The sequence below is a fragment of the Metabacillus litoralis genome (assembly GCF_003667825.1).
Taxonomy (GTDB): Bacteria; Bacillota; Bacilli; order Bacillales; family Bacillaceae; genus Metabacillus; species Metabacillus litoralis_B.
Genome location: NZ_CP033043.1, coordinates 3,781,007 through 3,806,017 on the forward strand (window position 1 = coordinate 3,781,007; position 25,011 = coordinate 3,806,017).

At 38.3% G+C, this 25,011-nt stretch carries 27 protein-coding genes; 13 read left to right on the forward strand and 14 right to left on the reverse strand.

Features of this window, described 5'->3' with window-relative positions; translation table 11 throughout:
* Positions 1-71: 71 nt before the first annotated feature.
* Together D9842_RS18510 and D9842_RS18515 are read right to left on the reverse strand one after the other, a co-directional pair.
* The gene (locus D9842_RS18510) at positions 72-980 is read right to left on the reverse strand and encodes an NAD-dependent epimerase/dehydratase family protein (protein ID WP_121663784.1); all 909 of its coding nucleotides are present in this window, start codon (positions 978-980) and stop codon (positions 72-74) included.
* 21 nt (positions 981-1,001) lie between these two features.
* Entirely contained in the window at positions 1,002-1,724 is a 723-nt protein-coding gene (locus D9842_RS18515) for a sugar transferase (protein ID WP_121663785.1), read from the reverse strand.
* Positions 1,725-2,427: 703 nt separating this feature from the next.
* Here D9842_RS18515 and tagU point away from each other — a divergent pair.
* The gene (tagU, locus tag D9842_RS18520; RefSeq protein ID WP_121663786.1) at positions 2,428-3,375 is read left to right on the forward strand and encodes a polyisoprenyl-teichoic acid--peptidoglycan teichoic acid transferase TagU; all 948 of its coding nucleotides are present in this window, start codon (positions 2,428-2,430) and stop codon (positions 3,373-3,375) included.
* A gap of 1,129 nt (positions 3,376-4,504) precedes the next feature.
* Complete coding sequence (locus D9842_RS18525; RefSeq protein WP_121663787.1) at positions 4,505-4,768, forward strand: hypothetical protein; 264 nt, start codon at positions 4,505-4,507, stop codon at positions 4,766-4,768.
* A 29-nt stretch (positions 4,769-4,797) separates the two neighbouring features.
* On the opposite strand, the gene D9842_RS18530 is transcribed toward D9842_RS18525, so the two are convergent.
* Positions 4,798-5,259, reverse strand: a complete 462-nt coding sequence (locus D9842_RS18530; protein WP_121663788.1) for a hypothetical protein — start codon at positions 5,257-5,259, stop codon at positions 4,798-4,800.
* A 137-nt stretch (positions 5,260-5,396) separates the two neighbouring features.
* Here D9842_RS18530 and D9842_RS18535 point away from each other — a divergent pair, with 137 nt between their 5' ends.
* Positions 5,397-5,582 (forward strand): hypothetical protein, encoded by a 186-nt coding sequence (locus D9842_RS18535; protein ID WP_121663789.1) that lies wholly within the window; start codon positions 5,397-5,399, stop codon positions 5,580-5,582.
* Positions 5,583-5,665: 83 nt separating this feature from the next.
* The gene (locus D9842_RS18540; RefSeq protein ID WP_121663790.1) at positions 5,666-6,091 is read left to right on the forward strand and encodes a hypothetical protein; all 426 of its coding nucleotides are present in this window, start codon (positions 5,666-5,668) and stop codon (positions 6,089-6,091) included.
* Between the two features lie 704 nt (positions 6,092-6,795).
* Here the strand turns inward: D9842_RS18540 and D9842_RS18545 are convergent.
* Entirely contained in the window at positions 6,796-7,602 is an 807-nt protein-coding gene (locus tag D9842_RS18545) for a histidinol-phosphatase (protein WP_121663791.1), read from the reverse strand.
* 123 nt (positions 7,603-7,725) lie between these two features.
* Between D9842_RS18545 and D9842_RS18550 the strand changes: the two genes are divergently transcribed.
* Positions 7,726-8,277, forward strand: a complete 552-nt coding sequence (locus D9842_RS18550) for a hypothetical protein (RefSeq protein WP_121663792.1) — start codon at positions 7,726-7,728, stop codon at positions 8,275-8,277.
* Positions 8,278-8,392: 115 nt separating this feature from the next.
* Here the strand turns inward: D9842_RS18550 and D9842_RS18555 are convergent, their stop codons facing one another.
* From D9842_RS18555 to D9842_RS18565, 3 genes are all read right to left on the reverse strand, one after another.
* Positions 8,393-9,484: a hypothetical protein gene (locus D9842_RS18555; protein WP_121663793.1), complete on the reverse strand. Its 1,092-nt coding sequence runs from the start codon at positions 9,482-9,484 to the stop codon at positions 8,393-8,395.
* 193 nt (positions 9,485-9,677) lie between these two features.
* On the reverse strand, positions 9,678-10,814 hold the full coding sequence (locus D9842_RS18560; protein WP_121663794.1) for a toxic anion resistance protein: 1,137 nt from the start codon (positions 10,812-10,814) through the stop codon (positions 9,678-9,680).
* A 15-nt stretch (positions 10,815-10,829) separates the two neighbouring features.
* Complete coding sequence (locus D9842_RS18565; RefSeq protein WP_121663795.1) at positions 10,830-11,444, reverse strand: 5-bromo-4-chloroindolyl phosphate hydrolysis family protein; 615 nt, start codon at positions 11,442-11,444, stop codon at positions 10,830-10,832.
* Positions 11,445-11,687: 243 nt separating this feature from the next.
* Between D9842_RS18565 and D9842_RS18570 the strand changes: the two genes are divergently transcribed.
* Positions 11,688-13,511 carry an SEC-C metal-binding domain-containing protein gene (locus D9842_RS18570; RefSeq protein WP_162987501.1) on the forward strand — a complete coding sequence of 608 codons (1,824 nt, stop codon included), beginning with the start codon at positions 11,688-11,690 and terminating at the stop codon, positions 13,509-13,511.
* A gap of 487 nt (positions 13,512-13,998) precedes the next feature.
* Here D9842_RS18570 and brnQ (D9842_RS18575) read toward each other — a convergent pair whose 3' ends face one another.
* Positions 13,999-15,303: a branched-chain amino acid transport system II carrier protein gene (gene brnQ, locus D9842_RS18575; RefSeq protein ID WP_121663797.1), complete on the reverse strand. Its 1,305-nt coding sequence runs from the start codon at positions 15,301-15,303 to the stop codon at positions 13,999-14,001.
* 271 nt (positions 15,304-15,574) lie between these two features.
* Here brnQ (D9842_RS18575) and brnQ (D9842_RS18580) point away from each other — a divergent pair, with 271 nt between their 5' ends.
* Positions 15,575-16,927, forward strand: coding sequence for a branched-chain amino acid transport system II carrier protein (brnQ, locus tag D9842_RS18580; protein ID WP_121663798.1), 1,353 nt, complete (start codon positions 15,575-15,577; stop codon positions 16,925-16,927).
* 66 nt (positions 16,928-16,993) lie between these two features.
* Here the strand turns inward: brnQ (D9842_RS18580) and D9842_RS18585 are convergent, their stop codons facing one another.
* From D9842_RS18585 to D9842_RS18605, 5 genes are all read right to left on the reverse strand, one after another.
* Positions 16,994-17,158 carry an aspartyl-phosphate phosphatase Spo0E family protein gene (locus D9842_RS18585; protein ID WP_121663799.1) on the reverse strand — a complete coding sequence of 55 codons (165 nt, stop codon included), beginning with the start codon at positions 17,156-17,158 and terminating at the stop codon, positions 16,994-16,996.
* 23 nt (positions 17,159-17,181) lie between these two features.
* Positions 17,182-17,349, reverse strand: a complete 168-nt coding sequence (locus D9842_RS18590) for a Myb-like DNA-binding domain-containing protein (protein ID WP_121663800.1) — start codon at positions 17,347-17,349, stop codon at positions 17,182-17,184.
* Between the two features lie 253 nt (positions 17,350-17,602).
* A complete protein-coding gene (locus tag D9842_RS18595) occupies positions 17,603-19,807 on the reverse strand; it encodes a sensor domain-containing protein (RefSeq protein WP_121663801.1) in 2,205 nt (734 codons plus the stop codon).
* Positions 19,808-19,949: 142 nt separating this feature from the next.
* Positions 19,950-20,504 carry a competence protein ComK gene (locus tag D9842_RS18600; protein WP_121663802.1) on the reverse strand — a complete coding sequence of 185 codons (555 nt, stop codon included), beginning with the start codon at positions 20,502-20,504 and terminating at the stop codon, positions 19,950-19,952.
* Positions 20,505-20,818: 314 nt separating this feature from the next.
* Positions 20,819-21,625: a helix-turn-helix domain-containing protein gene (locus tag D9842_RS18605; RefSeq protein ID WP_121663803.1), complete on the reverse strand. Its 807-nt coding sequence runs from the start codon at positions 21,623-21,625 to the stop codon at positions 20,819-20,821.
* Positions 21,626-21,793: 168 nt separating this feature from the next.
* Here D9842_RS18605 and D9842_RS18610 point away from each other — a divergent pair, with 168 nt between their 5' ends.
* The 3 genes from D9842_RS18610 to D9842_RS18620 all read left to right on the forward strand — a co-directional run bounded on the left by D9842_RS18610 (position 21,794) and on the right by D9842_RS18620 (position 22,484).
* Positions 21,794-22,012: a DUF1659 domain-containing protein gene (locus D9842_RS18610; protein ID WP_121663804.1), complete on the forward strand. Its 219-nt coding sequence runs from the start codon at positions 21,794-21,796 to the stop codon at positions 22,010-22,012.
* Positions 22,013-22,046: 34 nt separating this feature from the next.
* Positions 22,047-22,265 (forward strand): DUF2922 domain-containing protein, encoded by a 219-nt coding sequence (locus tag D9842_RS18615; protein WP_121663805.1) that lies wholly within the window; start codon positions 22,047-22,049, stop codon positions 22,263-22,265.
* Positions 22,266-22,340: 75 nt separating this feature from the next.
* Positions 22,341-22,484: a YvrJ family protein gene (locus D9842_RS18620; RefSeq protein ID WP_098795627.1), complete on the forward strand. Its 144-nt coding sequence runs from the start codon at positions 22,341-22,343 to the stop codon at positions 22,482-22,484.
* Between the two features lie 62 nt (positions 22,485-22,546).
* Here the strand turns inward: D9842_RS18620 and D9842_RS18625 are convergent, their stop codons facing one another.
* On the reverse strand, positions 22,547-23,059 hold the full coding sequence (locus D9842_RS18625) for a hypothetical protein (protein WP_121663806.1): 513 nt from the start codon (positions 23,057-23,059) through the stop codon (positions 22,547-22,549).
* Positions 23,060-23,285: 226 nt separating this feature from the next.
* Here D9842_RS18625 and D9842_RS18630 point away from each other — a divergent pair, with 226 nt between their 5' ends.
* From D9842_RS18630 to D9842_RS18640, 3 genes are all read left to right on the forward strand, one after another.
* Complete coding sequence (locus tag D9842_RS18630) at positions 23,286-23,504, forward strand: DUF1659 domain-containing protein (RefSeq protein WP_121663807.1); 219 nt, start codon at positions 23,286-23,288, stop codon at positions 23,502-23,504.
* A 34-nt stretch (positions 23,505-23,538) separates the two neighbouring features.
* The gene (locus tag D9842_RS18635; protein ID WP_121663808.1) at positions 23,539-23,757 is read left to right on the forward strand and encodes a DUF2922 domain-containing protein; all 219 of its coding nucleotides are present in this window, start codon (positions 23,539-23,541) and stop codon (positions 23,755-23,757) included.
* Positions 23,758-24,164: 407 nt separating this feature from the next.
* Entirely contained in the window at positions 24,165-25,001 is an 837-nt protein-coding gene (locus tag D9842_RS18640) for a hypothetical protein (protein ID WP_121663809.1), read from the forward strand.
* The last annotated feature ends 10 nt before the right edge of the window (positions 25,002-25,011 follow it).

Below are 25,011 nucleotides of genomic sequence, written 5' to 3' on the forward strand. Positions count from 1 at the left end.
TTTTCGAACCTACGACAAAAACTCCCGTCACTCCTATCTATGGATAGGTTCGTCAAGACGGGAGATATTGTTTACTTATAAAAATTTAATGTGTTTTGCAGTCCTTCTAGCAGTGATGTTTCCGGATTCCAGTTTAACTGTTCCTTCGTCACTTTGTTGCAAAGGACACTCTTACGGATATCTCCGCTTCGTTCTTCTCTATAATTGACTTCCAAGGATGTTCCTGCGGCTTCTTGCATCGTTTCAAAAAGCTTGTTCACAGTAATTTCCTCTCCGGAAGATACATTCAATGTTTGGTTATGACCCATTGTTAATGCACGGACATTTGCTCCAGCAACGTCTTCTACATAAACAAAGTCTCTTGTTTGCTCACCGTCACCAAAGATTGTCGGTGATTTTCCGTTTGCTAAGCAATCAGAAAAAATCGCAATAACGCCACCTTCACCGTGTGCATCCTGGCGAGGTCCATATACGTTAGCATAACGCAAAATGGTGTAATCTAGTCCAAATGTTTGACTAGCCATTTTTAAATAATATTCAACCGACAGCTTAGATACACCATATGGAGATAATGGATTTGTCGGATGAGCTAAATCGACTGGAAGTGAAACAGGATTTCCGTAAACAGCTGCAGATGATGCAAACACTATTTTCTTAATCCCATACTTTCTTGCTAAGTCGATTAAATTTACGGAACCACGTATATTTACGTTTTCATCGTACAATATATCATTTATTGAATGAGCTACACTCACCTGTGCAGCTTGATGAATGATTGCTTCAGGTTGAAAATCTTGGATTACTTTTTCCATCAAATCACTGTTGATATCACAATCCATGATTTGCACGCTTGGATCTACGTTTTTCTTGTGCCCTGACACCAGGTTATCAACCACATATACATCATGTTTTTCTTGAATTAATTTATCGACGATATGTGAACCGATAAATCCACATCCGCCAGTTACAAGAACCTTCATACTAGAGATGTCCTCCTAAAGCTACCTAGCACCTTCACCTGTAAAGATAACTCTTATTGTCTTAAATGCAGTGTTTAAATCTAATAAAAATCCCATGTTTTTTATATAAATTAAATCATATTCTAATTTTTCTTTCGGTGTAATGTCGTATCCGCCATTCACCTGCGCCCAGCCAGTTAAGCCCGGCTTCACTAATAAACGCATTTTAAAGCCTGGAATATCACGCTCAAACTCTTCTGTGAATTCAGGTCTTTCTGGTCGAGGACCGATTAAGCTCATGTCCCCTCTAATCACGTTAACTAATTGCGGAAGCTCGTCAATTCGTGTTTTACGAATAAACGCGCCCACTTTCGTTACACGAGGATCATTCTTACTAGCCCACTGTGCGCCGTTTTTCTCGGCATCAGATCTCATAGAGCGAAGTTTGATCACATTGAAGTTTTTCCCTTTATACCCTACACGCTCTTGGAAAAACAAAGCCTTACCCGGTGATTCCAGCTTAATCAATATCATCGTGATTAAAATGATAGGGGTAGCGAAGATTAAGCCAATGCTTGCAACTAGAATGTCAAAAAAACGTTTTAAATATAAGTTATATACTGTTTCCTTCGGTATTACGGCTAATCGTTGATATGAACTTGTTTGAAATATTGTTGACTCTGCTCGATTTATTGCCATCCTTATCACCTCAAATACTAAAAACATGGCTATCAAAAAAATAGAGAACCTTCTAATGGTACTCATATAGTTCAAACACTTTTATTAACAAATCATCATAAAAAAAATATCACTTGGAACGCAAAAGGTCAACAAGAACATTTAGAATTACTGGATAAATAATCCTCAATTTGTCTTTTCTTTTGTCATAGCAGATCAGAGACAGAAGTCCTACAATTACTTATTAATGTAGGTAACCTGAGCTCTTTTCATTCACTTATTGTTAAAAAAGTGCTTAACACATTAAGGCAAATTTACTTTTTAAACGATTGCCTCAATCAGAATATTTTCTAATCAGCGGGTTAAGCTAGGTTCGTCATCATACACTTCGAACCTTTTCTTTCTTTTGTAGCCGTTCCCCTAAGAAACTATACAACATTCCTACCCATCCTACTATTGGAATTTGCAATTTTGAATAGAAAATATGATAAATTTGTGAAACTTGTTTTGATGACTTAGCGTCTAACTACTATATAGCCTTTCATGAGGAAAAAATAACCTTTATTTGTTTACCTTACTTGAAAAAGATTCTAAAAGCGGAAAGTTTGATCATACATGTTCTCTCTCCTGAAAATCCAAACTATAAAATAGACTTGTCACTTTCACTCATTATACACATCTTCGACAGGTTCTAGAATACTTACAACAAATTTTGACAAAAGAGGATTGTGTAACCAGTCTTAGTCGCTCTATAATTTCTTTATACCTAAATAAAAAGGATGAAATAGATATGAGAGAAGCTAGAAAAAAGAAGAATAAATGGCTTTGGATTACCTTAAGCATCATTGGCTTACTTCTCATCAGTGTGGGCGGCTATGCCTATTATATTTTTCAATCAGCAGCCAATACAGTTGAGACCATTCATGAAGATATCGACAGAGAGGTATCCGAAAAAAGACCGGAACAAGTAGTGTTTACCGAAAAAGACCCAATATCCATCTTGCTAATGGGTGTGGATGAACGTGAGGGTGACGTCGGGCGCGCTGACACTCTTATTTTAATGACCATAAATCCAAATAAAAACTCAACACAAATGGTCAGCATCCCTCGTGACACACGAACAGAGATTGTCGGCAAGGGTACTCAAGATAAAATTAACCACGCCTATGCTTATGGCGGTACCCAAATGGCAATTGACACGGTGGAGAATTTTCTCGACGTCCCTGTTGACTATTTTGTGAAAATCAATATGGATAGCTTCAAAGATACGGTCGACGCAGTCGGCGGTGTCACAGTGGAAAATACATTAGACTTCTCGTATGATGGCCATGACTTTCCTAAAGGCACATTAACTTTAGATGGCGAAGAGGCTTTAGCCTACACACGGATGCGTAAAGAGGATCCCCGCGGAGACTTCGGACGCCAGGACCGCCAGCGCCAGGTCATTGAAGGTGTAATGAAAAAAGGGGCCAGCATTACTTCGATCACAAAATTTGGTGATATGTTCAATGTTGTCCAAAATAACGTTAAAACGAACTTAACCTTTGATGAGATGTGGGACATTCAAGAAAATTATAAAGAAGCTAGCAGAAACCTCACTCAATTCCAGGTCGAAGGGTCGGGGGATAAGATTAATGGGGTTTATTATTATATTGTTTCTGAGGAAGAACGTTTGGCGTTGTCGGAGCAGTTGAGGGAGCATTTGGAGATTTCGGGGACGACGGCTAGTGTGGAGTAGGTAATTGGGGCGCGGGGTTGGAGATTGGCCTTGATTGTGTTTTGGTGTGTTTCGGTGTGTTTCGGTGCTGGGATTATCGGGACAGATCTTGAGCGTTGGACCTCTTTTTTGTCCCGATTATGGTTTTACCGAGACAGATCTTGAGCGGTGGATCTCTTTTCTGTCCAGATTATGGTTTTATCGAGACAGATCTTGAGCGATGGACCTCGTTTCTGTCTCGATACTGGTATTATCGAGACAAATCTTCAGCGATGGACCTCGTTTCTGTCTCGATACTGGTATTATCGGGACAATTCTTGAGCGGTGAACATCGTTTCTGTCCCGATTCTGGTATTATCGAGACAATTCTTGAGCGGTGAACATCGTTTCTGTCCCGATTCTGGTATTATTGGGACTAATCTTGTGCGCTGGATCTCGTTTCTGTCTCGATACTGGTATTATCGGGACACATCTTGTGCGCTGGATCTCGTTTCTGTCTCGATACTGGTATTATCGGGACACATCTTGAGCGATGGATCTCGTTTCTGTCTCGATACTGGTATTATCGAGACAGATCTTGAGCGGTGAACCTCTTTTCTGTCCCGATTCGGCTCTTATCGAGACAAATCTTGAGCGCTAGATCTCTTTTCTGTCCCGATTCGGCTCTTATCGAGACAGATCTTGAGCGCTGGATCTCTTTTCTGTCCCGATTCGGCTCTTATCGAGACAGATCTTGAGTGGTGAACCTTGTTTCTGTCCCGATACTGGTATTATCGAGACAGATCTTGAGCGGTGAACCTCTTTTCTGTCTCGATACTGGTATTATCGAGACAAATCTTGATCTCTAGATCTCTTTTCTGTCCCGATTCGGCTCTTATCGAGACAAATCTTGATCTCTAGACCTCTTTTCTGTCCCGATTCAGCTCTTATCGAGACAAATCTTGAACCCTGGACCTCGTTTCTGTCCCGATTCGGCTTTTATCGAGACAGATCTTGAACCCTGGACCTCGTTTCTGTCCCGATTTGCTCTTAACGAGACCAGGTTTTAGACAACTCGTCTCAATCTTGTCTCGTTTTCTTAAAGACAATGCATATAATTTTATTTCATTCCATATTCTTTAAGGATATAGTATGTAAGGAGGGATTTTTAATGGAATTTTCATTTGGATTTATACTTTCTATTGTAATCGCGATTTACCTAGCGATTGATGCACCAAAGCATAACCGCAACCCTTGGCTTTGGGGGATTTTAGGATTTATCTTCGGTCCGATTGTACTTGGGATTTATTTAATTCAAACGGGACGTAAAGTGGCAGGTTGGATCATTTTAATTATCTCGATCCTCTTGATCATTCTCGTGATTCTGTTGTTTGCAGTCGGTATTTTCTTTGTCATGAATGGTTTTAGCGGTTAATAAAAAAGTCCTTCACCCGAAGGACTTTTTTATTTATATTCCCACACCACTTTCCACTCTTCCTCATGCTGAACAGCGTACACATCCTGTTCAACTGTGAACGTTCCGAATTTACTTTTAAACGTTTGACTCACCAGCATCTGATACGCTAGAGGAAACGTCTCAGCATCCTTGGCCATTTTAAAGTTCTCGACCTCTTCTTCCCCATCTACATCATATGAAAAGGTCGTCACTCCATAATGACTCATATAAATATGTGAACGCTCCGTCACATAGCTGTTTTTCGTAAACCGCGCCTGCATGCTCGGATGAAAAAGCTCCCACGCACTACCAAAGTCACCCTCTTGCTCATACTCATAAAAAGCCTTCACGACATCTTCAGGATCATTCGCTCCAAAGCCTGAGATCAAGCGAACTAGGAAAAACCCACCTACCACTACCACAAGACCGATCAAAATAATCGGCAGCTTACTTGATGAACGTCTGCGCATTTTGGACACCCCTCTGCCTGTCTAATACAGAGTATGATGAGGGTTGGTAAGATATTCTTTATGTCTTTGGGTGGAAGGATTTTTATGGATAATTATGGTATTATGGGTGGTGAATTGATTTAAAAGGGGGAAAACTGATGGAGTTAACGTTTGGAGACATCCTGACTATTGTTTGTATCCTTATTGTGCTATATGTCATATACAGACTCTCAAAAATAAACTATCAATTAAATCTGATCATAAAACACCTTGGCGCCGATAAAAAAGAAGTCGTTCCCAATGATCAGATTGAAAAAGAATTAGAACGGGAATTAAAAAAATAAGGTACGAGGCTTATTGCAATTTTGATCCGTTTCTAACATAGTATAAGACGGATTTGAATTTTTTAAGGAAGTAGTGTGACGGAATGAAGGATGCTATTTTATTTCTCGTTGACATTGTTAATTCCATTCATGACATTTTAATTGTTTTGATTAACGATATGCTCGGACTTCAAATGACAGATAAAGATATGCATTTTTGGATTATGGGCTTTATTGGGATTGGCACATTTGCCGTTGTTTATCTTTTTACAAAATGGCTGGCGAAGCTTCCATTCGGCCTGCATCTTGTTGCGTTTATTTATACATTAACCTTTATGTTCGTGCTCGTCTTTGCTATTGAAATCCAACAGGCTATTACAAGTCGAGGAAATATGGAGTTTATTGATGCGGTTGTTGGTTTGTGGGGATATATTGCGTTATTCCTAGTGTATGCTGCAATCGCTGCGGTTTTTTTGATTGTGAAGAGGTTTTTTAGTAAAGGGAAAAAGAAGCGTGATTTAAGGCTTTAATTTTTAATTCAAAATGGCCATCAAACTGCACATTGTTTGATGCCATTTTTATATGTAGGGTTTTTCAAATAATTAACATCTTAAAATAACTTTTACAATTTAACCACTTTTTAGGCTACTCTTCCCTTTTATCATTTGAATGGTTTAGTCCTGCCCATCCATTCAAAAGCATACGCATTCCTTTTTTGCGTATGCTTTTAGCTCCTTTTCACTGAAAAATGATACAAGAATGGATAATATTTGAAATTTTAACCACTTTTCAGGTCATTTTTCCCTTTTTTTTGGATCTTTTGAATGGTTTAGTCCTGTCCACCTACACAAAAGCATTCGCATCCCTTTTTTGCGTATGCTTTTAGCTCCTTTTTAACTGAAAAACGATACAAGAATGGATAATATTTGAAACTTCAACCACTTTTCAGGTTGCTTTTCCCTTTTTTTGGATCTTTTGAATGGTTTAGTCCTGCCCTCCTACACAAAAGCATTCGCATTCCTTCTTTGCGTATGCTTTTAGCTCCTTTTTAACTGAAAAACGATACAAGAATGGATGATATTTGAAATTTTAACCACTTTCCAGGTTGCTTTTCTCTTTTTTTGGATCTTTTGAATGGTTTAGTCCTGCCCACCTACACAAAAGCATTCCATTCCTTTTTTGCGTATGCTTTTAGCTCCTTTTCACTGAAAAACGATACATAAATTGAAAATCATTATAAGCTTGTTAAATATCGTTTCTTCTCCACAAAATAAGCCCACTCTTTAAAACCAATTTCTTTCAGCCTTTTTTGAACGAGCTCAAACTCATCGCAAATTCGCTCAGGCTTGTGAGCATCGGAACCGAATGTTACTTTTACATTATAATGTAGAGCTCGTTCTAAAATTTCATCAGACGGATACCAGCCACCACAATATTTTGTTTTACCCGACGTGTTGATTTCGATCGCCACGTCCTCTTGGCCGATGACTTCTAATGTTGAATCAATCATATTTGTTTCAATCGCAGAAAACTCAGGATAATAGCCTTTCATCGCGTCAATATGCCCTAACACCTGAAAGAAGCCACTTTTGGCTGACTGCTGAATGAGACGGTAATACTCATCCTTTACTTCAATCTGCTCCTGTGACGTTAACCCTTCCCAGCGACCTTTTTTAAAAATATTCACATCGTGCACATAGTGAACAGAACCGATTATGTAATCAAACGGATACTTGAGAAGCTGCTCACGATAAACATTAAAATGATCCGGAAAAAAATCACTTTCCATCCCTAGTAGCACATGTATTTTATCTTGATATTTTTCCTTTAAATGGAGCACTTCCTCCACATATTTAACAAGATCACTTTTTGCCATAGCAATGCCTGGGTATAGCTGATCCTCATCACTGTGAAAATACGGAGTATGATCAGAAATCCCAATATACTTTAAGCCATAATCAATCGCCTGCTTCACATAATCCTCAATCGTTCCAAGTGCGTGTCCGCAGCGCTCGTGATGTGTATGTAAATCAAATTTCATGTTTCCAGCCTCCTTTATTTAACACCTCTCTCGTTATCTTAGCGTATCCTGTTAATTTTATCCATCATGTGTTTATAAGTTTTGAAAAGTGACCAAGATGGAGAAATGGAAGGAGGCTTGATGATGATTGATATGAGAAGGATTACGATTTTTGCATTTATTCTTTTGGTTATTTTATATCTAGGTAGTAAATATGTGTTAGTGGATGAAGAGAAATCACCAACGAGTCACACACCTCAACGGCAAATTGTCGGCAAGGAAATAGAGGTTCCTGGAGAACCTGTTTTTAATCCTACAAAAATTGGTCACGTTGAGGTTAACTCTGTTGAGGAAATTAAAGCTCGTTATCAGCAGAAGTTTTCGGATCTCGAAGCTGAAACGAACGAGAGAATCGATGCTTTGTTCCTTGAAGCAAAAAATGATTACCAAGAGTTTTCAGAAGCTGGGAATGGCTCCCTTAAAGAGCTTTATAAAAAATACGCCAATGAAGGTCAAAAAATTGAGGATGAAATTGAATCTGCATTTAAAGTGCTTTATGAAGAAATGTCTAAGGAGCTCGTCTCAAACGGCTATAGCGCGGCCGAGGCTGAAGAGTTCAAAGATAAATACTTGGAGCAGAAAGAGCTGCGGAAGTCGGAGATTTTGGAGAAAGCATTGTCGATTGTTCGGAATTAGGAAAAGCCCTGTGTCTGGTGGGACACAGGGCTTTTTGTTCGACAAAATCCGGGAAGTGACAGGCACCATAACTTAGTTTCTCGACAAAACCGGAAGTGACACAGGCACGGGGCACCTACCTAAACCTCCCCCACAACCACCTACTAAACATATGCAGGTAACTGCCCGCCAAAAAGAAGATGGTGACCATTAAGTTGTAACTTAAGACAGCTTCACTGAATTCGTCTGTTCTATTTGTTACGAGTAATAAACCAATATTTATAGCTAGAACTACTAAAAATCCATCTAATAACGGTTTATACCATTTTCTGTTTCCTATGTTTACAACGAATAAGGCTATTAGAGTCAATAACCATGGAAGCATGTCACTCTCAGAAGTAAAAAATCCATCTTCAATTGGAAAGTGTGGAAACAACAGACACACCATGGGTATTTGAGCGATAGCGATAAAAGCACTATAATACTTTCTCCTTTTTCTACGTTTTACCAACCGTTTTTTACTCTCTTCCATTAAATACTCATCATCTTCGGCGAAATCACTAATAATATCGCCGATTGTAAATGTTAATATGCCTTCATACTCTTGTTTGGGAATTCCCGCAATGGCCTCTGATGTCTTAGGAGCTCTATTTAAAGATAATTCAGTATGGTAAAGGGGTACCTGATTTTCTTTAAATACACGGACCCATTCTTCCAACATTTCTTTATTTCCAATTTTAAACGTTAAAATTTCTTCCTTTTCTAAGGAGCTTATTCCTTTTATAAATAACTTTGCTTGAGCGACCTTCTTTAACCGCGGTTCAATTCCATTAAACGTTTGTTCATTGATCGGCATTAAAAGATAGCTTTTTCCAATAAGAACATACTCTATTTTTTCATAGGGTAATAGGATTTCCTCAGTTTTTATTGTTTTTTTATTATGAAAACTATAGTAATAGCCGGCATCACGGAGTTCGACTTTTATTGCATAATCTAGATATTTCCTTAAATTTCTATATGCAAATAAGGCTAAAAGTAAAATAAGTAGAGCGGCAAACAATAACAACAGAAAAGCACCAAAGCTGCTTCCAAACGCTTCCGCAAATGCTAAGTAGGCCATTCCTAAACCCAAAAGCGTTAAACATAAAATAACCGTCACATGAGCACCAATTGCCCAATTTGGGAGTTTATTTGAAAAGAACCGGTGATCCTTCGAGAACATTTCCATCCTTCGTTCACCTCACTTGTTAATCTAGGTTCCACTCTATTTTTCGGTGAGCTATTTAAAGCTTTCCTATGATTCTATCTTTTATCTAGTTTTGCTCAGTCACCGAATTCAGCTTTTAACCCAAAACACAAATAGGGCTTAAAATATAATGATTCAAAACCCTATTTTTATCTATATAGAGAGCCTGCTCTACTTACATCCCCGCCAACTTCTTCTTCAAATCCGTCTCCATCATTGCTAGATCCTGCTCTGCCTGCAGTCGCTTCGCACGTCCTTCCGCTTGGATACGGAGTGTTTCTTCTAGAGTGGACACTAAGTGATCCTGAACCTTCTTCAAGGTATCCACATCAACAAGTCCACGTTCATTTTCTTTTGCTGTTTCAATTGTGTTTACTTTTAGCATTTCAGCATTTTTCAAAAGCAGATCATTCGTTGTTTTCGAAACAAGCTTCTGTGCCTCCACTGCATCTTTTTGGCGAAGCAATGTTAAGGCAATGGCTACTTGGTTTTTCCACAACGGGATCGCCGTCGTGATCGATGATTGAATTTTTTCAACCAATGCTTGGTTCGCACTTTGAATTAAGCGAATTTGTGGTGCACTTTGCATGGTGATTTGTCTGCTTAACACCAGGTCATGTGTACGTTTTTCTAATCTGTCAGCAAATTGCATGAGGTCATTTACCTCTTGGAACGCCATTTGGTCTTGTGTGGCTTCTGCCTTTTTCTTTAGCTCTGGGATTAGTTTTGTTTCGAGCTCTTCTAGTTTCAATTCGCCAGCGGCAATATAGACGTTTAGCGCATGGAAATATTCTTTATTTTGTTCGTAAAGCTGCTCAAGAACCGTAATGTCCTTTAACAAGCCTGTTTTCGCATGGTCCAACTTCACGCTAATGCGATCGATTTGCACACCTGTTTTTTGATATTTTGTTAAAACTTCCTGAACGGAGTTTGACAGTTTTCCAAACACCTTAGAAATCAGTCCGCGTTTCTCCGGTTTTAAAGCATCAGGACTAACTTGGTCTAATTTCTTCATTAAGTCACCGATTATTTCCCCAATCTCCCCGGTGTCTTTTTTCTGAACATGATCCAACATCGAGTGTGAAAAATTTAACAGCTTTGATTGCGCCTGTGATCCATATAAGGAAATCGCCTGTTGATTCTTTGGATCAATTTGCTCGGCAAGCTGAATCGCCTTTTGGCGGTTTTCTTCAGGTAAAACGTCAATAAGCTTAACCTGCTTTGGTTCTCCTTGCTCTGTTTTTACTTCATTTATTTGTAGCTCTTCTTCGCCAAATGGATTGGCAAGCAGCTGATCTAATTCACTTTTCATTGGGATGGCCTCCTACTATTTTTTAATTGAAAGTTTTGCAACATCTAGTTCGAAGTTCAATTGAGATATATCTTTAGACAAAACATCGTGTAAATCCTTCTCAAGTTTTTCTGAAAGCTGGGAAATTGTGTCACGCGTATCATCTAATGAGTGAGACAATTCCCGGTTCTTTTTCGGCTGCGAAGCTAAGAAAGCATATTTTTCACTTAACTCAACGAGCGAGTCTAGGTGTGAATAGTAGAACTGCTCAGCTAGGTAAAAACGCTTCGGCTCTTTTTTTGTAATGGAATAAATCCGATTCACAACACGATACAGCTCGATGTTTTGTTTAATGGAAGAAACCGAACGAATCGTAAAAAACGTTTTGCGAAGGCGCTTGATTTTCTTATCTGCTTCCTTTAAATGATGATGAATATATTTGTACTCTTTTCTTGAAAGTTGGTTTTGTTTTAAAAAGCGGTGAGTCGTTAGTGCTTTTGTTCCGGCAAAGGCAACGGCCCCTCCCCCTAACGCATAGGCACTGGACATAAGATACGTTTGATCGAGCGGGAAAAAGCTGACCATCCAGATTGTACCCGTTGATACAAACGCTGTGGTGGACTGTATGAAAAAATTGACAAATTGATTCATGTTAATCGTCTCCTATAATTTATGATTCCTACTATTTAGTACGTATCGCCATTCTTGAAAGTTTCATTGTTCTATTAAAAAGTTTAGATTTCAAGACTTGATCCTATCCCATCTTTCCACTAAAATCACACTTGATATACATATGAACGTCGCAGAAGGTAGAAAGAATCCTGATTTTGAGTTAAGATTGTTACTAGGACATCCACAGAATATACATTTAGAAAAGAATGATAGGTGATGAAATTGGAATTAAAACGTAATGATCCGTGTTCTTGTGGAAGCGGAAAAAAATATAAAAAGTGCTGCATGAAGAAGGAAAATGTGATTCAGCTTCATGCTGTAAAGGAAGAACGCTTTTATCAGCAAAAGCATGCACTTGTTGTAAAGGTGAAGGACTTTGTTTCTAAGAAGATTCCTTTAAGTAAACAATACCAATTACATACGGAATTTAAAAGAAGAACGGATCACACTTTGAACGAGCAGGCAGAAAAACAGTTCTTCGATTTTTGGCTGATCTTTTTTAACCGTTTTGAGAATGGTGCGCGTGGAATTGAATGGTTTATCCAGGAAAATGGATCACGCCTTTCAGAAGATGAGCGCGAAATGGCAAACACTTGGCTATCTCTTAAGCCAAGGCTTATACAGGCGATCGATTCAGGAGAAAAAAGTGTTCTTTTCGAAGATGCTTTCACTCATGAGCAATTCCCTGTTGCCCGTATGCAGGAAAACTTACCTAGCGTTGCACCATGGTACGGAACAATTGCTTTATTAGAACCTTTTGATCAATTATTCTATTTTAATGGTGTACGAAAATTCGAAAGCCCACAAAACTTCCACTATGCTGTAAAAAAAGTGGACGAGCTTCGTGAGGTAAAAGAGCTTAATCATGAGCAAATTTTGATGAATTACTTCCCTGAGATTTTAGCGGCGATTGCTAAGGGTGAAGAACGTGAATTAGGGACAAAAGAAATTCATCAATACAATCTCAACTATAAGATTGAAGATTCCGAGGCTGTTGATTCTTTCTTTCAAAACGAGGGAATTTTCGTAATGGATAAATGGGAGCCAGCTCAAAAGCTTTGCAACTGGGTTGAAAATTGGCACCAATATTCAGATAGCGAGATTTCTGGCCCAATTCGTATGGGCTCGGTATACGGCTCGATCCGAATTGAAGGAAATCAACTTACATTTGTGACATTAGATGAAACAAGAGCGGAAGAATTCAAAGGTATGATGGAGCGAGTTGGTGCAGTTTCATTTGTAAATGAGGAAACACATTCACAAACTGTTCCTTTGCAAGTTGAAATCATCAACACGATTTCTTCGATGAATGAAGATACACCACAATACTTTGCTTTCTACGCAAAGCATGATCTGCGTTTTGATTTAGATAAATCTCTTCCATTGTTTGATGGTCAATCGATTAGTGAGTTGATTGCAGCAGGACGCAAGGACGAGGTTGAGGCGTACTTGCAGCAAAGAGAATACAGCTTATATGTTCAAGCTCATTATGAGTTTAAGAATATCGCTGTTACACCAGACTTTAATTCAGTACGTAGAGAATTGGGGCTTCCTCTATCACCGTTCGTAACAGGCGGAAAAGGTCGAGCATCTTCTATCGAGAAAATCGACTCACCGTTAGCTAAAAATAAATCGATCGTAAAAGAAGAAGACATTCCGAACTATGAACTGTTGGGCTTCACACCAGCAACAGTCAATAATTTCTTTGCTGGAGATTTCGTGACGTTCTTCAAGGAGAAAACAGAAGGTAAATCTGATTTGACTCTAAGAAAATATCGAAACTGCCTATTTGATCTAAGAGAAATCTTCCTAGAACACCCTGTTTCAAGCTGGGAAGAATGCGACGAAACCTTCTGGCACAACGTGTTTTTAGTAGATTTTCCACACCTCTACGATCCACTAACTAAAACTGTTGTTAAGGACTTTGCCAGCACATCCAAGGCACTGGCTAAATGGATTGAAAAAGACAAGGGTGTTAAAGGGCTTTCTAAGGTTGTAAATAAAATCGCGAAAGATGCGGAGGAGCCTTTGTTGGAGTTGGTGTAAACCCTCTATAAGCAGCTACTAATCATAGAATTAGTAGCTGCTTTTTTATTCTACACGTAAAACATTAGACATGGATGTGGAAAGAGAGAGAAGAATCGTTCGCGGGCAGAGTCTTAGCTCACCTGAATATTCAAGCTGAAATATGTAGGAATTTGTAGAAATTTGTAGAATAGCGGATAAAACTGAATAATCGCGGATAAATGTCTCGGAATCGCAGATATAGCACCAATAATCACGGATATAGCACCCGGAATCGCGGATAAAAGTTAATCAAACGCAAAACCAGCTTATTTTTACTATTAAAGAGGGTAAACCACCCATAGGTAAGTAGCATTTTTCCAACTATAAAATAAAGAATATCCTTATAAATAGCTTAAAATCTATATATTTCACACGAATTTGACGTTTTATAATTCTGTTTTGTACAGGGCATATAAAAAAGTAGTAATCTCCCCAAGTATATAAGGACGATTACTACCTTTTTAGTCTATTTTCTCATAACCCCAGCGACTAACGCACCAATAGCTGCTGGTACCAACCAGCCTAGTCCAATCTCAAAGAACGGAACGTAGTCTACTAAAAGGTTCATTCCTGGAATCGCGATTCCTGCGGCAGTTAAGCCGTCAATAATACTTAAAACTGCCGTGGCAATTAAGCTAAAAACATAGACTCTCGATTTGATCCCAAAGGCATAATCGATAAACGATAAAATAATTAACACAATTGCTAACGGATAGAGCGCAACCAACAATGGAACTGAAACTGAGATAAGCTGTGATAATCCAAAGTTCGCAATGCATGTACTAAAAACAGATAATACGAAGATTACTTGTTTGTATGAAAACCTCGGGAACACTTTTGATAGGTAGTTTCCGCAAGCAGACACCAAACCAACACTTGTTGTTAAACATGCAAATGTGATTGCTAGTGCAAGGATTCCTTTTCCCAACGAACCAAACAATGCGCTTGCTGTTGCAGAGAGAATGGCCCCGCCGTTGTCTAGGTAGCCAATTTGAGAAACACTTGTTGCTCCGATAAACGAAAGAGAAACATAAACAAAGATTAACCCTGCACACGCGATTAACCCCGCCTTGATACAAACCTTCATCACTTCTACTCGTTCTTGAATGCCTCTTTCTTTTATTGCCGAAACAATGACAATGCCAAAAACAAGTGCACTTAACGTATCCATCGTTAAGTAACCTTCTAAAAATCCTTTAAAAAACGCACCTTCTATATAGTCATTCTGCGGCGCTTGTAGTGATCCCATTGGAGTTAAAACAGCTTTTGCCGTTAAGATCACCAAAATGATTAAGAGAGCCGGAGTTAACATTTTTCCGATACGATCGACTAATTTGCTTGGGTTTAAGGCCAACCAAAACGTTATTGCAAAAAACAATATTGTATAAATAAAAAGTGGCAACCCTTGAGCTTCAAGGCCAACTGGTAGAAACGGAGTCACTCCAATTTCAAAAGCCACCGTTGCTGTTCGTGGGATTCCGAAAAATGGCCCGATTGTTAAATACAAAATAATCGGAAAAATCAGACCGAACTTTGGATGAACTTTGTTTCCAATTGTTTGAATGTCACTGCCTGACAAAGCAATGGCTAGAATACCTAAAAAGGGAAGTCCAACACCTGTTATAAGAAATCCTAGAGTTGCTGCCCAAACATGCTCACCAGCCTGCTGTCCCATGGCGGGTGGAAAAATCATATTACCTGCACCTAAAAACAGGGCAAACAGCATTAAGCCGATAACAATTGTTTCCTTACCGGATAAATTTTTTACCATAATATCCTCCTGCATGAATAAGTTATATCAATATATGAATGTTTGTCGAAAAAAAGCACAAAAGATAGTTTAACATAAAATATTGTCGATGTTGTAGGAAAAAAATAAATTTTATAAAAATTTCAAACATGCAATTTTTTCTATCTCAAGATATCTTTTTAATCAGAATATAAATAATAATTTTAAAAGTTGCACTTTTTAGAGTTTACTAGATTTTATGTTCGCTCCTTGCTATAATTCTGCCTATTATCTTTTAAGGAGCCATTATATTATGCTTAAGAAAAAAGAACTTATTCTTATTAGTTTTATGTTATTTTCTATGTTCTTCGGAGCCGGAAACCTAATTTTTCCAGCATTTTTAGGAAGATCGGCAGGAGAGGATGTTTGGCTTTCACTTGCTGGATTTATCTTAACTGCAGTGGGACTTCCGATTCTAGGAGTATTAGCAGTTGCTAAAGCAGGTAGCCTTGATACATTAGTAAACAGAGTACATCCTGTTTTCGCGTTTCTTTTTCCATTTTTAATTTATGTATCAATAGGTCCTGGGCTAGCAATTCCTCGCGCAGGCTCTACTGCCTATGAAATGGGATTAAAGCCGTTTCTACCAGCTGAAGGAGTAAGCCAACCGATGGTTTTATTCTTCTACACAATCGTCTTTTTTGCGATTACATTATGGTTGAGCTTAAATCCTTCAAAACTTGTGGATCGATTCGGTAAGCTGTTAACGCCACTTCTATTAATGATGATTGTGATTATTTTTGTGAAAAGCTTATTTACACCGATTGGATCATTTTCTGAAGCAACAGGCGCATATGCGCAAAACGGCTTTTTCCAAGGATTTATGGATGGGTATTTAACAATGGATGCCCTTGCGGCGCTAGTGTTTGGAATTGTTGTGGCAAATACAATTCGCACAAAAGGTGTGACAGACTCGAAATTAGTGTCAAAATACATGGGCTATGCTGGGATTGTAGCGGGCGTTTTACTAGCTTCAATCTATGGAATTCTTGCATTTTTCGGAGCTTCTAGCACATCGCTTGGCGAAGCGGAAAATGGTGCGCAGGTGTTAACAATTGTGATGAATCAATTATTTGGCGGAGTGGGCATTGTGATGCTTGGATTGTTGTTTACACTAGCTTGCTTATGCGTTTGTATCGGACTTGTTATTTCTTGTAGTCAATATTTCTCTACAATTTTCCCAAAGCTTTCTTATTCGAAATGGGCAATCATTTTAACAGCTATAAGTCTGCTATTAGCGAACATGGGATTAACTCAAATCCTTTCAATCTCTGTTCCAATTTTAGGGGCGATTTATCCTGTAGCCGTTGTGTTGATTGTTTTAGGTTTATGTCAGGATTGGATTAACAATCAAGTATACTTGGTTGCAACACTTTTCACAGCTGCTTTTAGTGTGCTAGAAACAATTAATAGCACGTTCCTAGGCAGAGCATTAGATTCTGTATTGAGCTATGTACCTCTTTACGATAAAGGTGTGGGCTGGATCTTGCCTGCAATCGTTGGAGTTGTAATTGGAATGTTAATCAGTGGACGAGCTGGAGGTTCGGGTGCACGTGAGGAATCTCCTGCTGGGGTTTCAAATGCCTCCCCTGGGCTTGCGGAATAATTATTTATACACAGTAAAAAACCCCGAATCTGCGATTCGGGGTTTTATCTATTTATTAAACCGTAACTAGAAAGATCGTTGAAACAAACTTATAAGTCTATCTAGCTTTTCACTGGAAATTAGCACTATTTCATGGTTCATTCCAAACTGATTAACAACTTCGATTAGTTCTTGTCGTGCTACTTCTATGTTTTCCAACAGGTTTTCTCTCGTCATTGTTTTGGTTTTCATTTTCTATCCCTCAAAAGATTGACTTAATATGTGTAAATAGCTTCTTTTTTAAGCTTTCTATACCTTTTCTCTACACTTATTGATGTTCTATTCAGAATCGTGGCAATCTCTTTATACCTTTTCCCGCTCTCACGTAAGGAGATTAATCGGAAGTCTTCTTTAGTTGTCCAATGTCTATATGTTCGTAACATGTCAGCTTCCCCCTACCAAAGATCTATGTTTTACATCATTCTACGTATTATGGTTTGATTCTATCATTGTTAAGAAACCAAATGTATAGGAATATGGTGCTACACACTCCGCCATATTCGGGTACATAGACCTTTTGCAGGGTTCCATTTTACTTACTTTATCCTTAATATCTATGTTTAACTAAATGACAGGGATAGGAATGCAGTACTATATACATTCTTCCCTTCATAAAAATTACCAGCAGAGCCGTTTCTATTTTATTAACTCTGTTACTCCCACAACATCTAAAGGCTTACTTAACAAATAACCTTGTCCAAGCTCACAGAAATTGTTTAATAAAAAAGTAAGCTGCACTTCTTCCTCTATCCCTTCTGCTATAACAGAAAAGTTCATCGTATGACTCATTTCTATAATAGCCTTGGCAATTGAACCGTTAAGTGTAGAGTCTAAAATATCATCAACAAAGGATTTATCAACTTTAATTTTATCTATTGGAAGATACTTTAAGTAGCTTAGTGAAGAATAGCCTTTTCCAAAGTCATCTATTGCGATGTTCACTCCAAGCTCCTTCAGTTTTTTTAACACAATTCTTGAGAATTCGATATTTTGCATGATGCTCTCGGTGATTTCTAATTCTAAGTCAGCAGGATCTAGTTTAAAATCCTTCAGTGCCTGTTTTACATCGTCAACAAATCCCAAGTCCTGTATTTGTCTAACCGAAACGTTTACTGCAACCGGTACAGTTCCTAACCCAGCGTCCTTCCAGCGCTTATGCTGTTCGCAAACTTTGCGAAGCACCCATCTTCCTATTGGGACAATGAGCCCTGTTTCTTCTGCAAGTGGAATGAAGTCTGCTGGTGAGATCATTCCGAGCTTTGGGTGTTTCCATCTTAGTAAGGCTTCAACACCGCAAACCTCTCGAGTAGCCAGCCTATATTGTGGCTGGTAGAACACTTCAAAATGTTCCTTAGCTAACGCCTTCCGTAGGCCAACCTCAAGTTCCATTTTTCTCGTTGATACATTTTGAAGAGTAGAATTATAATATTGATAGTTATTTTTTCCACGTTCTTTTGCAAGGTACATGGCTGTGTCAGCATTTTTAATCAACGTTTCCTGATCCTCTCCGTCCACTGGATAGAGACTAATACCCACACTAGGTGTGACAAAGAATTCGTCGCCATTTAAATCAAATGGTTGAGAAAAAGCTTGAATGATTCCCTGAGCAACTTCTTCAATCTCCTCATATGAGGTTGACTCTAGTAAAATGATAAACTCGTCACCGCCTTGTCGGGAGACCATACCTTGATTACCAACAGCCTCTACCAATCGTTTCGCCGCTTTCTGCAGGAGAAGATCGCCAGTGGAATGTCCTTTTGTATCATTAATAATTTTAAAACGATCTAAATCTAGAAATAAAACCGCGAGCATCTTGTCTTTTGCTTGGCTTAAGTGTTCATTTAAGTGATCTTTAAACATGTTTCGGTTTGGTAGCCCTGTTAACGAGTCATAGTAAGCCATTTGATGAATAATCTCATCAGCCTTTTTACGTTCGGTAATATCTCGTCCAACAATCAGCCTTGCTTTTCTTCCCTCGTATAGGATATTCATGACGGAAATCTCAATGTTAACTGTCCTGCCATCTGCCCGGATAATTTCAGTTTCAAAGCGATTTTTTTCAAGAGCGTTGGCTTCCATGTCTGATAGTGCCTCTTTAATAATCATCACACTATTTGTTGGCATATAGCGAAGAATTGATTTTCCCATTAACTCAAAAGGGTTTTCTTCCCCCAGCAGTTTACTACCTGCTTCGTTAATAAAATCCAAACTCCATTTCCTAATAACCGCAATAAGATCAGGAGACATTTCCACTAACCCTCTGTATCGTTCTTCCCGCTCCTTCGTTTCTGTTACATCAAATAACACACTTGTAAAGTCCACGTAGTTTCCCTTCTCATCAAATACTGGAATCCCACTGTCTTGAATCCATCTTACTTCACCACTAATAGGCTTTAAAATCCGATAAACATCTGTAACTGGCTTTCCTTCCTTCAACTTTTCCTGTCGCTGCTCTATAATTTGTAAATCCTCAGGATAAATAGCCTTTTTCCACAAAAGCTGATCTTGATAAAATTCCTCAAGAGGGTAACCATAAAGCTTCTCAATTCCAGGAGTGATCATAAGATGATCCTCTTTTAAATCATGTGACCAAATCGCAACATCTAATGAATCAAAAATACTATTCAGCTTTTGATTACTCTTCTGCAAATCCTTTGTTGTCTTGTTTACGGTTGCAAGTAAATAAATAAGTAAGGCAATCATCACGAAATTCAATGTAATAAACACAATATGATATAAAAAACTGTCATGATGAAAAAAGAAGTATAAAGTTCCCACTAAGATATTACAGATAATAATTAACGATATATATGACATCCATTTATGCTTAAACATATTCATTAAAAACTCCCCTAGTGTCTAACCTGATACTTCTATTTTACCTAGTGATGATAGGATCTGTATAGGTCAAAAGTGATATATTTTGACCTATTTAGACAAAAGACGACAAAAGCACCCAAATAAAACAGGTGCTTATTTCATTCTACTCTTTAAATTTTTCAGGGTCGATTTTATACAACTCCGTTCCTTCTGCTACAGAGGACTGACGTAATCCTTCTGTTATTCGTTCATACCTTAAATCATATGTACTAACAAGTCGGGCGGCAATGCCAAGCTTTGTATGTAATGTTCTTTTCGTTAACTCGACCTTTGCTTTATTATGATTTGTGAAAACAATTAACGCCTGACCCTCGTCATCCATAATATCTACTACATGCTGATAAGCAACCCACACACATTTTGGCTTATAAGGAGAGCATACAGGAATCATACACAACCTATATTTTTCACTAACCATCACAGGCATCATTTTTTTGCCTGCAAAAATGGAATGTGCTGAGGCCTTTCTTCCGTCCATATCACTTCCGTAAAAAATACAACTGTCATTCATGATTTTTATAGGACTTAACGCAACCTTCACAACTCGATATTGTTCAAGAACGATGCTGAAAAGTTCACCATTATCTGAGTAATAAGGCAAAATACCCATTGTGTACTCATGAATAATGTAATCATTTAACATTTGAATGCTCTCCATATAATCACCCTCTAATTAAATTTAATTCTTTAATTTTATAAAAGAGTTGGATATAATACGGATATAGTTGGAATTTATCCAGCTCCTATCAGGCCTTAAGCACTCGCCATCCAAAGTTTGTGCTTAGGGTTTTTTTATCGTTTTCCTCACATCTACCCCCTTCCATTTTCCTACAAAATTTACTATATCCTCCAATATTATAAGTTAATTTTCCAGAATAGTATGTTATATTATTGTAAATCTTGTAAACTTTTGATGTAATTTGTTGCAGATTGTAGCAAACTGTTATATGGATCAAATGATTCGTGTATGGCTTAGCTAAATCTCATCTCACCCTCAATAAAATCATACAAGCCAACCCTAGCTCTATACTCTCTCCTGGACTCATCCAAGAACAGCTGATAAAGAACTGTATAAAAATATCCTTCAAAACTCTTATGTATTTTCCCTAGCTTTTGCGCGAATAGTGTTTGCTTAAAGGCTTCAATAACATAATCAACAAGAGACTCAATTTCTTGAAGAAACTTCACTTTATTGTAAGCAACCATCACTGAATTCCATAGCTTATAAATCTCAACTGCTTTAAAGTAAGGCTTTACAACTTGGACAAATTCTTTAGGAATTGAGCCTGGTAATTCTACTATCTCTTCTTGAGCTGATTTCTCTTGGTTTTGTATTTTATTTTTATTCTCACAGAGTGAACTAAATTTATTCTCTGTTTTATTAGGGGTGACAGGTGCCGTGACATCCTGGGGTGACACCGGTGCTTGCAATGACTCAACAGAAGCAAAGGATTGTATGATAAGAAGGTTAACACCCTGTGACCCATTCATTCGTTTTGTCGCGACTTTCTTCACAATCCCCTTCTCCTCTAATGTATTCACCGCGCGAATCACCGTCCGACGACTAACGCCAACCCTCTCAGCAATATAGTCATACTTTGCAAATGACACCCCAACCACCTTAACCGAATGCCTCCATATCACACGAAGGACCTCAAGTGTTCCATCTGACAGCTCACTTTTATGCTTATATAAAAAACCTCGCACAGCCTGATCCATCTCCTCGATCGTTTGAAACGATTGGTACTTCCTGATTGTCTCATAATTTAACTTTTCCACAGCTTGTCACTCCTTATTTAATAGATAAAAAGTAATCTTCACTGCTTATATAGAGATTTTTCATGATTGAGTAGCGCCTCATTTAAAAAAATTTTTTAAAAAAATTAAAATCAGACGCTACCCAATGACAGTTTTTCTATATATAGAGGGCGAAAGGAGGTGATCAGCATGGCAAATCAAGTAATCTTAGATTCTAACCTAAGCCTAATTTATGACATGGGGATGGACATCAACGGCAAACCAATCGAAAAGCGAAAAAGCTACAACAATGTTAAAACTTCCGCAACACCGGATCAATTGCTTCAAGTAGCACAAGCGATCGCTAGCTTACAAACTGAAACATTAACACTTGTTGAGCGAAGCGACACACATCAGCTAACAGTCTAAGCTGAGCTAAATTACTCAGAAAGGAGGTGACATCATGGCGAAAACATTAGAACTTCAATTTTTAAACACTGAGGGAAAAACAGTTAAAATCAACATCGATTCTCCAATTGAACCTGTTGATACGGCTGCTTTAAACACAGTAATGGACACAATCGTTTCAGCAAACATTTTTTTCTCAACTGGTGGGGACTTTGTTTCAAAAAAGGGAGCAAGAATCGTGGAGCGTAACGTAGAGGATGTTGTGCTTTCGTAATAAGGTGTTGGGCTGACAATACACTTTTGTCAGCCCATCTTTGCATAAAACAAACCAGAAAGTGAGGTGCAAACCATGGAACAATGGATATCATTCATCAGCGAGGTCGGCTTTCCTATTATCGTCACGCTGTATCTGCTTAATAGAATTGAGAGCAAGCTTGATGCATTGAATCAATCAATCCAGATGCTGCCTTCGCAGTTGGGGAAGGTGAATTAAATGAAGTTGTTAAGAAGAGTGACGCATAGGCTCACTCTTTTTCTGTTTTAGCCAATACTCGACTATTCAATAGGGACCCTCGTTTCATACCCACTTTCAACAATCACTACATTCTCTATTTTTTCAGCTGTTTCTTTATCTACTTGAATAACAAATGTTCTAGGTGTTCCATCTGCAGTACAGTTTCCCTCTGGTGCGGGTAAAGGCACTGTCATCGTTTGGTTGTCAGAGCTTAATTCGATTTTTTGAATCTTATAGGGACAACTGCCAGATTCATAAACTCCTATGAAAAATACATCTTTTTCGTCAAAGTTAACGCTTGGTCGTTTACTTTCAAACCCATATAAGTCCCATGTTTCTTCAAATTCTGATGAATTAACACTTTTATTCACCATGTATTCAAACATTGGTCCAGTTTCTCTCACAAAGGCAATCTCATTAAAGTCGGCCGGCAATGTCTTTTCACTTGCTATCACATCTTTGTGATTACTTTCGGTATCAGGCTCATTGCTACAGCCGAATAATACTAACGACATAAATAAAGCAAGAGTAAGTAATGATTTGTGGATTTTCATATCATCTTCCTCCCCTTTCTCTACTCGATTAGACGACTATTTTATGTAAAAGTTTCACTTTATAGGTGAATTTGGTAACAAGAACAGTTATGGAATGTTGCTTCTAAATTAATAACCCTCCCCCCTCTTAATCTTTCAACATAACTAATATTTTTAATTTTTTTTCATACACACGCTACCCAAGTCTCCCTTTTTTATATATAGAGGGTGAAAGGAGGTGATCAGGATGGCAAATCAAGTAATTTTAGATTCTAACCTAAGCCTAATTTACGACATGGGGATGGACATCAACGGGAAACCAATCACTAAACGTAAAAGCTACAACAACGTGAAGACAGCTGCAACACCAGATCAATTGCTTCAAGTAGCACAGGCAATTGCTAGCTTACAAACCGAAACATTAACACTTGTTGAGCGTAGCGACACACATCAGCTTACAGTCTAGGCTCCGCTAGATTATTAGGAAAGGAGGTGACATCATGGCGAAAACGTTAGAACTTCAATTTTTAAACACAGAGGGCAAAACAGTTAAAATCAACATCGACTCACCGATTGAACCTGTTGATACGGCTGCTTTAAACACAGTCATGGATACGATCGTTTCTGCGAACATATTCTTCTCGACTGGAGGAGACTTTGTTTCTAAGAAAGGAGCTAGGATTGTAGAGCGTAATGTTGCGGATGTTGTGCTTTCATAATGAGGATTGGGGCTGACAGGATTTCTGTTAGCCTCTTTTTTTTGAATAATAGAGGAATTGAGGGGCAATTAGGGCTGTGGAACATGGAAACTTAGTGATCTACAGGCAAAAACAAACCGCTTTAACATGTTCGTTTGAGTTTATCTTCGATTTTGGGAACTTTATCTTCGATTCTGAAGGTTTTATCTTCGATTTTACCGATTTATCTGCGATTCTACAAAAATCGACAAAACCCTCACAATCTCACAACCTTATAAGTCACACCACCTTGGAACTTCCCCTCTGTTTCTGTATAATACTTCTATAATAATTCCGTCTAACGGACAACTTACTGTCATAACTCTCGAACGAGCATCATACATCTTTTCAAGGTAGTTTTTCTAGCTTTCGAATACAGGAGGTTAACTATGAATCTAATTGAAGTACAGCCCGTTAAATTTAGTTTTTTTGAAAAACCGCCCGCTTCGTCTATGAATCAAGCATTTGTTTATGAAAATGCTGAGCGTAACTATGAGGTTGTTAAGAACGGAGATCGTCTTTCTCGAAGTGATTTACGTGCAGGTAAATATACAAAAGTTTATATTGTCGATATGAGTGTCCAGAACTTTAAAGATATAAGCGAGTATCCATCACTCGACCGCGGTCGTAGCTTTCAGATTGATTTATCGATAGATTACAAGGTTGTTGACCCTATATCTCTCGTGCAGCAAGGAGCTGGAGAGATTGTTGCGTTTATTAAGAAAAAGCTCCCATATTGGCTTGAAGAAATCACTGTAGATTATTCAATTGAAGATATTAAACGAGTGAAAAAGCATATCGAAGATCTTCACGAGCACTCTTCCATGGTTACCGGACTTAAACAGGTTGGCATTGTTGTTTCTGACATTAATGTTCTTGTGAAGCAAAGCAGCAGTGACCAGGAGCATGATAAAATGTTCCGTGAAGTGGACAAAGATCGTGAGCTTCGAAGATATATGCAAGAATACGAGCTTGAGGATGCCCGTTTTATCGCGTCACAAATTCAAGAAGAAATTAAGTCTGGTAACCTTTTTAATGCCCTGCTTATTGCTGAGAAAAATGAAGCTGCTGCTGACATTATTAAAAATCGGATTGCTAATGAGGAAAGATTTCGAATGGAAGTTCAGGAGCAGGTCAGAACAATGCTGTTGGATCCTACTGTAGATGAGGTTGAAGCAAGAAGACAGCTGACGAAAATGAACCTATATTTTCCTCTCGAGAGGTAGAGAGTCACAA